The sequence below is a fragment of the Acinetobacter sp. G18 genome (assembly GCF_052660225.1).
In genome coordinates, this window is the sequence record NZ_CP109658.1 from 3,298,002 (window position 1) to 3,312,191 (window position 14,190).

At 38.0% G+C, this 14,190-nt stretch carries 11 protein-coding genes; 5 read left to right on the forward strand and 6 right to left on the reverse strand.

Annotated features, from left to right (window positions below; translation table 11 throughout):
* Positions 1-193: 193 nt before the first annotated feature.
* Entirely contained in the window at positions 194-1,057 is an 864-nt protein-coding gene (locus tag NE363_RS15605) for a hypothetical protein (RefSeq protein WP_445535417.1), read from the reverse strand.
* A gap of 330 nt (positions 1,058-1,387) precedes the next feature.
* Between NE363_RS15605 and NE363_RS15610 the strand changes: the two genes are divergently transcribed.
* Positions 1,388-1,960, forward strand: coding sequence for a TetR/AcrR family transcriptional regulator (locus NE363_RS15610; RefSeq protein ID WP_025469055.1), 573 nt, complete (start codon positions 1,388-1,390; stop codon positions 1,958-1,960).
* 164 nt (positions 1,961-2,124) lie between these two features.
* Here NE363_RS15610 and NE363_RS15615 read toward each other — a convergent pair whose 3' ends face one another.
* From NE363_RS15615 to NE363_RS15635, 5 genes are all read right to left on the reverse strand, one after another.
* A complete protein-coding gene (locus tag NE363_RS15615) occupies positions 2,125-2,688 on the reverse strand; it encodes a TetR/AcrR family transcriptional regulator (RefSeq protein WP_445535418.1) in 564 nt (187 codons plus the stop codon).
* Positions 2,689-3,294: 606 nt separating this feature from the next.
* Positions 3,295-5,349 (reverse strand): bifunctional diguanylate cyclase/phosphodiesterase, encoded by a 2,055-nt coding sequence (locus tag NE363_RS15620; RefSeq protein ID WP_049065979.1) that lies wholly within the window; start codon positions 5,347-5,349, stop codon positions 3,295-3,297.
* A 329-nt stretch (positions 5,350-5,678) separates the two neighbouring features.
* Positions 5,679-6,695: a ketol-acid reductoisomerase gene (ilvC, locus tag NE363_RS15625; RefSeq protein ID WP_004698717.1), complete on the reverse strand. Its 1,017-nt coding sequence runs from the start codon at positions 6,693-6,695 to the stop codon at positions 5,679-5,681.
* A gap of 32 nt (positions 6,696-6,727) precedes the next feature.
* On the reverse strand, positions 6,728-7,219 hold the full coding sequence (gene ilvN / locus NE363_RS15630; RefSeq protein ID WP_004698718.1) for an acetolactate synthase small subunit: 492 nt from the start codon (positions 7,217-7,219) through the stop codon (positions 6,728-6,730).
* Positions 7,219-8,943 carry an acetolactate synthase 3 large subunit gene (locus tag NE363_RS15635; RefSeq protein ID WP_004698721.1) on the reverse strand — a complete coding sequence of 575 codons (1,725 nt, stop codon included), beginning with the start codon at positions 8,941-8,943 and terminating at the stop codon, positions 7,219-7,221. Before NE363_RS15635 ends, ilvN begins: the two co-directional genes overlap by 1 nt.
* A gap of 503 nt (positions 8,944-9,446) precedes the next feature.
* Between NE363_RS15635 and NE363_RS15640 the strand changes: the two genes are divergently transcribed.
* The 4 genes from NE363_RS15640 to holA all read left to right on the forward strand — a co-directional run bounded on the left by NE363_RS15640 (position 9,447) and on the right by holA (position 14,150).
* Positions 9,447-9,791, forward strand: coding sequence for a DUF4124 domain-containing protein (locus tag NE363_RS15640; protein ID WP_445535419.1), 345 nt, complete (start codon positions 9,447-9,449; stop codon positions 9,789-9,791).
* Positions 9,792-9,978: 187 nt separating this feature from the next.
* Positions 9,979-12,603 (forward strand): leucine--tRNA ligase, encoded by a 2,625-nt coding sequence (leuS, locus tag NE363_RS15645; RefSeq protein ID WP_019458092.1) that lies wholly within the window; start codon positions 9,979-9,981, stop codon positions 12,601-12,603.
* A 27-nt stretch (positions 12,604-12,630) separates the two neighbouring features.
* The gene (locus NE363_RS15650) at positions 12,631-13,140 is read left to right on the forward strand and encodes an LPS-assembly lipoprotein LptE (protein WP_004698727.1); all 510 of its coding nucleotides are present in this window, start codon (positions 12,631-12,633) and stop codon (positions 13,138-13,140) included.
* 20 nt (positions 13,141-13,160) lie between these two features.
* Complete coding sequence (gene holA / locus NE363_RS15655) at positions 13,161-14,150, forward strand: DNA polymerase III subunit delta (RefSeq protein WP_019458091.1); 990 nt, start codon at positions 13,161-13,163, stop codon at positions 14,148-14,150.
* The last annotated feature ends 40 nt before the right edge of the window (positions 14,151-14,190 follow it).

Below are 14,190 nucleotides of genomic sequence, written 5' to 3' on the forward strand. Positions count from 1 at the left end.
GATCTAAAGTCGATCAAAATAAAAATTGGCGTAATTGTAGCAGATTTATAGGTACTGTTTAGAGATTGTTGAGTTGTCTACCCGTGTTTTCATGTCGGGAATATTTTTCGTGAAGTCCTAAAGAACTCATAGCATTCACCATTAAAAAAGCCTGTTCAATATAAACAGGCTTTTTATGAATAAACTTAGAAACTTATGCCAATTTCTTTTCCTCAATAAATTGAACATCGGCAATTTGGGCATCCCAAAATTCAGTCCACAATGCACAATAATCAAGACATAGTTTTGTTAAACTTTCATAGTCACTTGGAGCAATCGCTTGTGCTAATGCAAACCACAAGTCATCTTGATGGTCATCATCAGCAGCTTCAGCCGTTTCATCTGTTGAAACACCATGTACGTGATAATATCCCCCACCCTCAACATCAATATTTACAAACTTGGTTGCTTGTCTTAATGGTGGGCTAAAAAGAATGACTTCTTCTTCTGCTACGGCCAATAAAGCCACAACTTTCATATAGCTATCATAAGAATCTTCTAAGAATGTTCTTACCTGATCTGAAATTTTAGAAGGTTTATAATTACGGCGGTCTGCCTCAGTCAAACCATAATCATTCAATAAATCTTCATATAAAGGATAATGTGCATATTCAGGATTCCCTAAATAATAATTATCTTTACCTAAACCCGGTCTAAAACCGAATTCATCCAATATATTTAAGCTTAATAACACCCTAGGAAACATTTTAGCGCCAGAGTGAAGCTTTGGTTCCAATTGCTTCGTGAGAAACTGCGCCTGTAATAAAGCATCAGTAAAAATTTGTACGATGGCATGACGATATTCTAAATGAATACGTGTCAGGGTTTGTTTATCAAGATAACCGTTATTTAATATTTCAATGGCTGGATGATGACTTACTGGTAAATGTGCAATTCTATTCCTTAACTGTTTGAGAAATTGTAAGTTTTCTTCCCACTGCTGGGCAGAAATACTGTTTTTCATACCTTGTAATGCTTTTTGTCTTGGATTATCAAAGTCTTCAAATTTTTTTGACATAATCATTCTCAATAAAAAGTTTTTCTTATAGTTAAGCTGTGGGTCATCCCTCTATTTCCATTTTGCACTCATTTGCTAAAAGGATAAATTCCGTATACCCATACTTAACGATCCGATATTATGTTCATTATCTCAACAAATCAATGGATTAATTAATATTATTTAAAAAAGTAAACTATTGCCAATAAAATATAAAAATTCATAATTTTTAAAATAAACCAAACTATTGAATAAATATGATTTTTTAAATATCATAAAATAAGTTTTATTTAAGCTTTCATACTTTACAATAGCAAAGTTAATCAAAAAATATCTATGACGGGGCAACCAATGTCAAAAAGAGAAACGATTATAACAACAGCAATGACCCTTTTTAATCAAAAAAGTTATACCTCTATTGGTATTGACAAAATTATTGCTGAATCCAATGTTGCAAAAATGACGTTCTATAAGTACTTCTCTTCTAAAGAGATTTTAATTGAAGAATGTCTTCAACGACGGATTTTAGAGGTTCAGGCGTCTTTATTAGACAAAGTTAACAGTGTAAACAACCCATTAAATAAACTTAAAAGTGTTTTTAATTGGTATATCGACTGGATTAATACTGAAGATTTTAATGGATGCTTATTTAAAAAAGCGACCATTGAAGTACTACAAATGTATCCATCTGTTAAAGTTCAAGTTAATAAATACCGAAACTGGATTTACAATGTAGTTTTTGAAATATTTTCAGATTTAGAAATTGAAGATCCAAAAGTTCTAAGTAGCCTTTTTCTTAATATTATAGATGGACTTATTATTGATGCCACCATTAATAAACCAGAAATTAACCCTGAAGAAACATGGTCTTATATAAACAAACTAATTGAACTCGAAACAACTCTGAGATGTGCAGCTGCTTAAATAAACTTAATAATTTAGTTTATTTATATAAGCAGACTTGCTTCTTCTCTTAATCAATATAAATTAGGCCAATATGTACTTGCTACATAACGGCCTTAACTTTAATCCTTTAAATATTCCTTAATAAAAATATAGTGTTAGGTAAGCTTATTTATTTTAATTAATTAATCACTCATAAAAATACTCTTTAAAATATACACCAGTAACATATCTCGCGTATCTCCCCTGTTTGCATCGAGTAATTGCATAATCGCCCCATCCATTACAAACAAAAACATATAAGCATCTTGTTGGGTGGCTTCTTTCTTTAGGGTTAAAAGCAAATTACAGATTTCCTTAATGAGCCAATATCTATACTGCACCACCACTTGATAAGCTGTTGGGTAGATTTTTTCAATTTCAAAAATAGCTCTAAATAATAAGTAATAGTTGCCATTTAAATTGGTATGTAAAAAGAAAATCTTCTTGAGCTTTTCACGTAATGCTAAATCTTTTTGTATGTAAATGATTGAGTGTACTTGCTCTTTTAAGGCATCTTTTTGAAAGTTTAGGCACATTTCAACTAGCCGCTGTTTAGAGTGGAAATAGTTATAAAATGAGGCTTTCGGGACCTCTGCCTCTCTCGCAAGACGATCGACACCAACATTGTGAAAACCATGTTGACTAAAAAGGTAGCGACATTTATGCAGGGCACTCAACGCGCGAAATGAGAGATCTGAATATGGCATATATGTACCGTTATAAATTAATTTGTTGTTGTGTCTAAATGAGAGAAACGGCTGCAACTTTTGCTTTAGGCAAAAAAAGCATGCAAAGGCCCCAAAGATGGCCCTAACGCATCTCAAGTTTTATTGTTCATATGATTTTTTAGTCGTGACGAACTAGAGTCTGAAAACTCAAAAGTAATCAAACCTTGTTAAAGACTAATCTGGTGGTATAAAAAAAGTATGCATAGCCAACTCCTTATATTTGGAGTTCTGCCAAAGCATGAATTTAGAATTATGGTAGCAGAACGAGCAAGGGTTCGCAGACTGATAGTAAAGAATCAGCACACCCGAAGGTGTCCCTCACTCGTCCTACCGCAACGAGCGAGGGACGATTTACACACAAGACTACTCCTCAGAGGGAATAATCTGATGCCTTTACTAATCGGTCTGCGACAACCGGCTGGCAATGTAGGCCAGCAGGCAAAGGATAATCTGAGAGTTTAGAAGTGTCAATGTGGAATTTATGCCAAGATTTTAAATTTCTTATTGTTTTTCATTAGATTAACTAAATTATTATTTTAGATATTATATATACAAGTATTTTTTAATTTTAAGCTAATGTCGAGATTAAACAAAATGAGCGCCTTGTGACTGGATCAGTTGCCCTACATTTACAGGCATACCCAACAAATAACCTTGGAACTGCTGACAGCCTAAACGCGTTAAAATTTCAACTTGCTGCTGAGTTTCTACCCCTTCGGCTGTTACGGTTAAACCTAACTTTTTCGCCAAGTGAATAATACTTTCTAAAATAACTTCTTCTTTTGAACCCGGTTTTAAATCGACAATAAAACCACGGTCAATTTTAAGCTCATCGACTGGTAAATCTTTTAAATATAAGAAGCTTGAGTGCCCTGTTCCAAAGTCATCAATGGCCACTCGAATACCCATATCACGTAGTCGCTCACAAGCACGAATGCTTAAGTCGATATGTCGCATTGCTGTTGATTCGGTAATTTCAACAGTAAGGTGATGAGGCTTAATTTGGTATTTTTTTAACAGACTTTCGAGGGTACTAAAGAGCTTTTTATTTTCAAACTGTAAGGCAGATAAATTGACTGCAACTGGATAAAAATGAGTATTATTGCGTTCCCATTCCTGAATTTGCTGGCAAGCTTGTTCAAGCGCCCAATATCCCATTGGAATAATTAAACCTGTCTTTTCTGCACCGCCAATAAACATGTGTGGTGTAAGCATACCCAACGTTGGGTGATTCCAGCGAATAAGCGCCTCTACCCCACAAATTTCAAGATTGGTATTAAACTTCGGCTGGTAATAAAGAACAAATTGCTTTTCGTCGACTGCTTTATATAAATCGTTGATCAGTTTTGACTGACTTCTTGTTTCTTGTTGATGAGTAGAATAACTAAAGACGGTATAAGTGTTGCGGCCTTGCTCTTTAGACATCAGCATTGCTGCATCGGCATTCATAAGTAAGTCTTGAACATTTTGCCCATGTTCAGGAAACAGTGCGATACCAAGACTCGCTGAAATGTTAATTTCTTTACCGGAAATTTGATAGCTTTCTTGAATGAGCTGCAATACTTTTTCAGCTAAATACACAGCTCCATCAGTATCAGTATTTTCAGCTATTAATAAAAACTCATCACCACCAATTCTCAGCAACTTGCATTTTTCACTAAGCTGCCAATGTAAACGGTTCGCCATCTGAATAAGGAGTTGATCTCCAATATGATGTCCAAATGCATCATTCACCGATTTAAAACGATCTAAGTCTATATAAAGAAAAGCAATTTTTTGGTCTTTATAACGATGGTCTGAAAGGAGAACTTCGGCGTAGTCAACTAAATATAGTCTGTTTGGTAGCTTAGTTAGATTGTCTTGAATGGAAAGATTGGCGAGTTCTTTATTGGCTTTTCGGAGTTCTAAATTGCGCTGATTGAGTCGTTGTTCCAGTACAGCAACAATAAAACTCGCGACCAGCACCAAACAGGTGACTAAAATAATGGTAAACAGCAGCAAATCATGTTCAGCCTGATACTGGCTTACAAATTTATCGGTAATATTTGTCGCAATAAGTGCCGTATAGTGCATTCCCATAATGCTTAAAGTCATCATGACTGCAAAAGCTAGTTTTAAACTTACGCGATTACGGTCACTTTCTTTTAACTTATAGGCTAGTAAGAAAGCCAAGCCCGAGCCACTCATGGCAATTAATACAGAAAATAGAATTAAGAATGAGGTGTAATCTTTCTTATAAAGATCGATATTCCAACCCAACATACTCACATAGTACGAAGCGGAAATACCAATTCCCATAATGACTGAGCTTAAAATCAGTCTCACTAAAGGTAAGGTATAACGAGAAGTCAGCCAAATTGAGATACACGAAAGTAAGGCACTAATACCGTAAGAAAGTGTAATTAATGGAACATTCGAGGCTGAAGTTTCAAATATGTGGTAAGCATTCATACCAACAATATGAATAATACTAATGGCTGCTCCGAGCAATAAACCATTCAGTATTAAAATAAGAGGCTCAACTTTTCTATAAGCTTGCTTAAATATTAACTGCTCCATGGAAATCACAATATAGCAAATAACGCCAGCCGCAATAAAAGAGCCGACGATCAATGTGCTATCGTAATCAACATGACCCATACTGGACTTCCATGATTATTCAATACTTTTTTTTATTTTGTTCAATTCATTGCACAAAATACAATTAAACACGTTAAAGAAATATTAGTAAATTTGACTTTTTTAGTCAGTTATAAACAATAACATTATCTAACATTTGGTCAAGTATTTTTTACTTTAGAAATCAATAAACTAAACAAAAATTAAGCATCCAATTATATGAAAAATATAGGATTTCTTGAGTCTAGGTCAGCTGACCTTGATGATGATTTTTTAAGCTTGGTTTTTAGCTGAATTAAAATAAAAAACCCTGCATTAAGCAGGGTTTTTAGAAACACTAGAAAAGAGACTTAGTTTTTCTCTTTATCTACGATTTTGTTTGCTTGAATCCAAGGCATCATCGCACGTAACTTATTACCAGTTACTTCAATGCCGTGTGCAGCATTTTGACGACGACGAGCTGTCATAGATGGGTAGTTCAACGCACCTTCTTGAATGAACATCTTCGCGTATTCACCAGATTGAATACGTTTTAATGCATTACGCATTGCTTCACGAGATTGTTCGTTAATTACTTCAACGCCAGTTACGTATTCACCATATTCAGCGTTGTTAGACACTGAGTAGTTCATGTCAGCGATACCGCCTTCGAACATCAAGTCAACAATTAACTTAAGTTCGTGTAAGCACTCGAAGTAAGCCATTTCAGGAGCATAACCAGCTTCAACTAAAGTTTCGAAGCCCATTTTAACAAGTTCAACTGCACCACCACAAAGAACTGCTTGCTCACCGAATAAGTCAGTTTCAGTTTCTTCACGGAATGAAGTTTCGATAATACCTGTACGACCACCACCTACGCCAGAAGCATAAGAAAGTGCAACGTTACGCGCATTACCAGAAGCGTCTTGGTGAATTGCGATTAAGTCAGGAACACCTGAACCACGTTGGAATTCTGAACGTACTGTGTGACCAGGAGCTTTAGGCGCAACCATGATTACGTCTAAGTCTTTACGTGGAACAACTTGGTTATATAGAACAGAGAAACCATGAGCAAATGCTAAAGTCGCGCCTTCTTTGATGTTTGGCTCAATCACGTCACGGTAAAGTTGAGATTGGAATTCATCTGGAGTCAAAATCATTACGAGGTCAGCTTGCTTAACCGCTGCTGGAACTTCAGCAACTTTAAGACCCGCATTTTCAGCTTTCTTCCAAGAAGCTGAACCAGCACGTAAACCTACAGTTACGTCTACGCCTGAGTCTTTAAGGTTAAGTGCATGTGCATGACCTTGAGAACCGTAACCAATAATCGCTACTTTCTTGCCTTGGATGATTGATAAGTCACAGTCTTTGTCGTAAAAAATTTGCATTTGTGTTCTCCGCTAAAATACTTTTTAAAAAATTAAATGGCTAAAACTTTTTCGCCACGGGCGATACCAGATACCCCTGAACGAACGACTTCTAGAATGGTGTTTTCTGAAAGCGCATCAATAAAACCATCTAATTTTTCAGTTGTCCCTGCTATTTGAATGGTATAGGTTGTTGATGTCACGTCTACAATTTGCGCGCGGAAAATATCCGCTGTACGCTTAATTTCAGCACGTGAAGCACCTAACGCTTTTACTTTAATCAACATCAGTTCACGCTCAATGTGTGAACCTTCTGATAAATCTACTACTTTTACAACTTCAACAAGTTTGTTGAGTTGCTTCGTAATCTGTTCAATTTTATGGTCATCACCATAAGTGGTTAACGTTAAACGTGATAACGTAGGATCTTCGGTTGGAGCAACATTCAACGTCTCAATGTTGTAGTTACGTTGACTGAATAAACCCACCAAACGAGAAAGCGCACCAGCTTCGTTTTCAACGAGTACAGAAATAATATGTCTCATTATGTACGCTCCCCTTTACCTAACCACATATCCTTCATGGACTGACCTGCGATCAACATTGGATATACATGTTCTGTGCGATCAACCATAACGTTGATGAATACACATTTATCATTAATCGCCATTGCTTCAGCTAGCTTTGACTCTAATTCATCAGCATGATCAATTTGAATACCAACATGGCCATAAGCTTCCATTAACTTGCCAAAATCAGGCAATGATTCAACATATGAGCTTGAGTGACGGCCTTCGTAGTTCATATCTTGCCACTGTTTAACCATACCTAAAGCACGGTTATTCAAGCATAAGATTTTCACATTCATGCCGTATTGCTTACAAGTTGAAAGCTCTTGAATACACATTTGAATTGAAGCTTCACCCGTAATACAAACAACTTGTTGATCTGGGAAAGCAAGCTTCGCAGCCATGGCATAAGGTAAACCAACACCCATGGTGCCAAGACCACCAGAGTTGATCCATTGACGTGGACGTTTGTACTTGTAGTACAACGCACCAAACATTTGATGCTGACCAACGTCTGAAGTAATGATGGCATCACCATTCGTTACTTTATATAAAGCTTCAACAACTTGCTGAGGCTTCATTGTGCCATCAGTCGGTGTTTCAAACTTCAAGCCATGAACTTTACGCCATTCATTAATTTGATCCCACCATGCAGCAATCGCTTCAGGGTTTGGCTTAGACACATTCAATTGTTTCAACTGGGTCAACATTTCCTGAAGTACAGGCTCAACTGCCCCTACAATTGGAATGTGCGCCATAATTGTTTTTGAAATGCTTGCCGGGTCAATATCAATATGAATAACTTTGGCATTTAAACAGAATTTTGCAGGATTATTAGTTACTCGGTCATCAAAACGAGCACCTACCGCAAGAATGACATCAGCATTATGCATTGTCATATTTGCTTCATAAGTACCATGCATACCTAACATACCCACGAACTGTGGATCGTCGCCCGGGAAGCCACCAAGGCCCATAAGCGTGTTAGTTACTGGATAACCTAATAAATGAGCGAGTTCAGTTAATAATGCTGATGCATTACCTTGAACAACACCACCACCCGTATAAATGATAGGGCGCTTTGCACTTAAAAGTTCATCAATCGCTTTACGAATTTGACCAGAGTGACCACGTGAAGGTGGTTGATAAGAACGCATCTTCACTTTTTCAGGATATTCGTATGCAAACTTTTCTGCTGGATTCGTCGCATCTTTAGGAATATCGACTACAACTGGGCCAGGGCGACCACTTGATGCGATATAAAATGCTTTTTTGATAATTGCAGGAATTTCACTTGCGTGACGAACTTGGAAACTGTGCTTCACGATAGGACGTGAAATACCGACCATATCAGTTTCTTGGAAAGCGTCTTCACCAATAAGATGTGATGCAACTTGGCCAGACAAAATCACCATTGGGATTGAGTCCATATAAGCTGTTGCAATTGGAGTTACTGTATTGGTTGCGCCAGGTCCTGAAGTGACCAGTACTACGCCAGTCTTACCTGTAGCACGTGAGTAAGCATCTGCCATATGACCAGCAGCTTGTTCATGACGTACGAGGTAATGATTGATTTTGTCTTGTTGAAATAGCGCATCATAAATATGTAATACAGCGCCGCCTGGATAACCAAAAACATGTTCAACGCCTTCGTCCGCAAGAGCACGAACGAGCATTTCACCACCAGATAAAAGTTCCAACGTGATTCACCCTAAATTCTTTATCACTATTTATGGAAGGCACAAATAGTGTTTCATTCATTGAATTGTCTGCACTGTTATAGCACACATATTGTCTAGTTTTCGTTGCAATAGAAAAATTTCTGTTTTTCAGCCGTATAAGCTTTTTTAACATTAATAAAGCATGTCTGGATATACATACTTTAGTAAAATCAATCTCTCGGCTAGAGAGAATGTCTATTACAAAACATGACGGTTATTCGAAGGGTGATCAAATAATCGCATATAAAACTAAAGAAAGCATTTTTGTTGTTTAATTCACTAAAGTCAAGATTAAAGGAAAGGTTTTTCCATAAAAAAAACTAGCTGACGTTTTTTTAATCTAATATCGAATCGTAAATTTGATCACCCTGCCCCATTATTTATATAAAAAACACTCTTTTTGATATAAAACCACTCATTCTAAATTGCTTATTTATGAACTTTATTTAAATATAGTCAGTATTTTTTGGGGAACATCTAATATGAACTTATCTTATTTAAAAACAAGCTTATATACAGCAGTCGCAACAGCGATTTTAGTTTGCTCAAGTCAGAGTCAGGCAGAGCAATATTACAAATGGGTAGATAAAAGTGGCTCGACACACTACACCACGACACCACCGCCTAAAGGCGCGAAACATTTGAACACAGTTTCGACTTATGGCACCCAGCCACCTGTAAAGAATTCGACACCAGCCCCAGAACAACAAACTCAAGATAAAACAGATAAAGCAGTACCAGCAGCTAACGCAGTACAGGAAAAAAATACAACCGTAGCAGCAGCTCCACCTGCGGCACCGGCTCCATCTGCTACAGCACCACGTTAAGTAAAAGAAGAGTGGTGAATGCTTTCACCACTCTTCCATGATTTAAAATAAAGAAGAATGAGTTGGGAAATTTTTATAGCTCATATTAAAAGATAAAATCGTGATCTAAAAACTGACATTTTCCTGTATTTTGCGCTATGCTGTGCAGCAATCTTTCATTTCAATTTTCGTTGTATAGCTTACGTCTATGACTATTTCTCACATTGACCCAGAATATCAAGCAAACACGATTGAACCATCAGTCCAACAAGATTGGGAAAATCGTAAAGTCTTTAAAGTTGCCGACACTGTCGAAGGTAAACATCGTTACATCCTGTCAATGTTCCCTTACCCAAGTGGCAAACTGCACATGGGTCATGTGCGTAACTATACAATTGGCGACGTAATTAGCCGTTTTTATCGTCTAAAAGGCGAAACCGTGCTACAACCAATGGGTTGGGACGCATTTGGTTTACCTGCGGAAAACGCTGCAATTGCCCATAAAGTTGCTCCGGCAAAATGGACATTTGAAAACATCGCTTACATGCGTGACCAATTAAAAAAATTAGGTCTATCTGTAGATTGGGACCGTGAATTTGCAACTTGTACACCAGAATACTATCACTGGGAACAATGGTTGTTCGTTCAACTTTATAAAAAAGGCTTAATCTACCGTAAACTTTCAACAGTAAACTGGGACCCGGTTGACCAAACAGTTTTAGCTAACGAACAAGTTGAAAATGGTCGCGGTTGGCGTTCTGGTGCATTGGTTGAAAAACGCGATATTCCAATGTACTACTTCCGTATTACAGACTATGCACAAGAATTATTAGACGACCTAGACACTTTACAAGACGGCTGGCCTCAACAAGTGTTGACCATGCAACGTAACTGGATTGGTCGCTCTACTGGTATGGAAATTACTTTCCCATCTGCCAATACCGAAATTTATGCTGACGGCTTAACTGTTTATACAACACGTGCTGACACGCTGATGGGCGTGACATATGTTGCTGTTGCAGCAGAACACCCTCTTGCGCTTAAAGCTGCTGAAAACAACCCTGAATTGGCTGCATTTATTGAAGAATGCCGCATGGGTTCAGTTGCAGAAGCTGACTTGGCAACAGCCGAGAAAAAAGGCATGGCAACAGGCTTGTTTGTAAAACACCCTGTAACTGGTGAACAGCTTCCTGTCTGGATCGCAAACTACGTATTAATGTCTTATGGTTCTGGCGCAGTGATGGCTGTACCAGCACATGACGAACGTGACTTTGAATTTGCGAATAAGTTCAGCTTACCAATTAAGCAAGTGATTGATGCCAAAGGCGCTGACGATGCAGACTACTCTGCAACTGAGTGGCAAGAATGGTACGGTTCTAAAGAAGGTAAACTTGTTAACTCTGGCGAGTTTGATGGTTTAGAATTCCAAGCTGCGTTTGACGCATTCCTTGCGAAATTAGAACCACAAGGTTTAGCAAACTCTAAAGTTCAATTCCGTTTACGTGACTGGGGTGTTTCTCGTCAACGTTACTGGGGTTGTCCAATTCCAATGATTAACTGTGATACTTGTGGTCAAGTCACAGTTCCAGAAGACCAACTTCCAGTTGTATTACCAACTGACGTTGTTCCAGATGGTTCAGGTAACCCGCTTAATAAAATGCCTGAATTCTATGAAACGAAATGTCCTTGCTGTGGTGGCGATGCACGTCGTGAAACAGATACATTGGATACATTCGTAGAGTCATCTTGGTACTACGCACGTTATGCGTCTCCTGACTTCACTGGCGGTATGGTGAAACCTGAAGCTGCTCAAAACTGGCTTCCTGTAAACCAATATATTGGTGGTGTTGAACACGCGATTCTTCACTTACTTTATGCACGTTTCTTCCACAAATTAATGCGTGATGAAGGCGTTGTACAAGGTAATGAGCCATTTACTAACTTGTTAACTCAAGGCATGGTGCTTGCAGATACATTCTATCGTGAAGCAGAAAATGGTAAGAAAACTTGGTTCAACCCTGCTGACATCGAATTAGAACGTGATGAGAAAGGTCGTATTCTTTCTGCAAAATATTCAGGTGACGGTCAAGAAGTGATTATCGGCGGACAAGAAAAAATGTCTAAGTCGAAAAATAACGGTATTGACCCACAAGCAATTATTGACCAATACGGCGCAGATACCGCACGTGTATTCATGATGTTTGCTGCTCCACCAGATCAATCTTTAGAATGGTCTGATGCAGGTGTTGAAGGTGCTAACCGTTTCTTGAAACGTGTATGGCGTCTTGTAGCAAGTTTCCTTGAAAAAGGAAACGCTGCAACTGCAATCGATACAGCAAACTTGTCTAAAGATGCTCAAGATTTACGTCGTAAGACTCACGAAACGATTCAAAAAGTAAGTGATGATATTGAACGTCGTCATGCATTCAATACTGCAATTGCTGCTTTGATGGAATTGTTAAACGCAAGCAACAAGTTTGAAGCAAAAGATGACAATGATGTTGCTGTAGAACGTGAAGCAATCACAACATTGTTAACGTTACTTGCTCCATTTGCACCGCATTTAAGTCAAACTTTATTGACTCAGTTTGGTACGGACTTAACAGCAGCAATCTTCCCTGAGGTTGATGCTTCTGCATTAACACGTAATACCCAAACGATTGTTGTACAAGTAAATGGTAAACTTCGCGGTAAACTTGAAGTTTCTGTCGATATTTCTAAAGATGACTTATTAGCTCAGGCTAAAGCATTACCAGAAGTTCAACAGTTCTTAACAGGACCAACCAAAAAAGAAATTGTGGTTCCAAACAAATTGGTTAACCTCGTGGTTTAATTACAGGTATTAATGAGAGGATCAAGCATGCACTTAGCCAAACGTTTAGCCGCTGTTGTTTTAACCTTAGGCCTTAGTGCAGGCTTAGTCGGGTGTGGTTTCCATTTAAAAGGAACTAACCCGACTGCGACTCCACTTGTTTATAAAAAGTTAAGCCTTGAGTTACCGGCAAAAACCGATGACCTAGAAACACAATTAAAAGTGTATTTAGCTGCAAATGGCGTTCAGTTCAGCAATGACAATGATGCGTATGTTCTTCATGTTTTAGAGTACACACCGCGTCGTCAACTTCTAAATGGTAAGCTTACAGAAGTGTTATTACGCTTAACTGTGACTTTCCAGATTGAAGACCGTCAAGGTAATAAAATTACCGAGCCACGTACTTTAACTGCATCTCGTAGTTATCAATACGACTTGGCAACGGTTAACACTGAGAACCAGCAAGAAGGTTACTTACAACGTATTGTGATTGATGACATTGCACAGCAAATTACTCGTCAAATTTCAGCAAACCGCTTACCAAAAGCTCAACCATAAGATTTAATTGTTCTTAAGTAATGAAACTTGACTATTTACAAGCTCTTAAACGCATTCCGGAAGCTCGGGGTGCGTGGATCCTGCATGGACAGGAACCATTACTTGAACAAAACTTATTAGATACTTTCCGCAAAAGCTGGCAGCAGCAAGACATTGAAAGACAGCGCTATGACATTAGTAGCGTGAGTGACTGGAAAAATGTTTTTAATGCACTGAACAGCTTGTCTTTATTTTCGCAGCAACTTGCGATTGAAGTTCACGGCAATATCAAGCCCGATGCAAATGGTCTAAAACAGCTTAAAAGCTATATTCAGCATAATGAAACTAACCTGCTATTAATTGTTTTACCTAAACAAGACAGTAGCAGTTTAAAGTCTGCTTTTTTCCAAGTTGTCGAAGCAAACGGCGTTGTTGTTGCTTTGACTGCCAACTATCCGCAAGACCGTCAAAGAATTTTAACTGCTGAAGCAGAGAAGCTCGAAATTCAACTCGACAATGACGCGTGGCAGTGGCTCATGCAGCATCACGAACACAATTTACTCGCTGCTAAAAATAGCTTGATGCGTGTACGTGATACTTTCCCAGACCAGAAGCTGATTCAAATTGAACAGTTATATGCATGTCTACAAGATCAGTCCCGTTACACCACTTACGACTTAAGCGATGCTTTATTAGAAGGTAATCTCGCCCAGTCGATTAAGATTTTCCAGTATTTAATTGGTTCTGGTGAACCTGAAAGCCTAATCTTATGGACATTAAGTAAAGAAATGCGTTTACTCATGCAGTTGTTCGAACAACCGCATAATGCATTGCAACTTGGTATTTGGAAAACCAAAGTCAGCTTATATCAGCAAGCGTTAAGAAGACTTAATCCACAGCAGTTTTTAGGCTGGTCTACCCTACTCTTGCAAATCGATGCGGCAATTAAAGGCATGTCTAATGAAAATGCCGAACATTTAATGCAACAAGCGATTGCCGAGTTGTGTGGGAAAACATTATTTATACAATAGAGCAGTCAAATCCTTTGCCTGCTTGATTGAAATATCATAA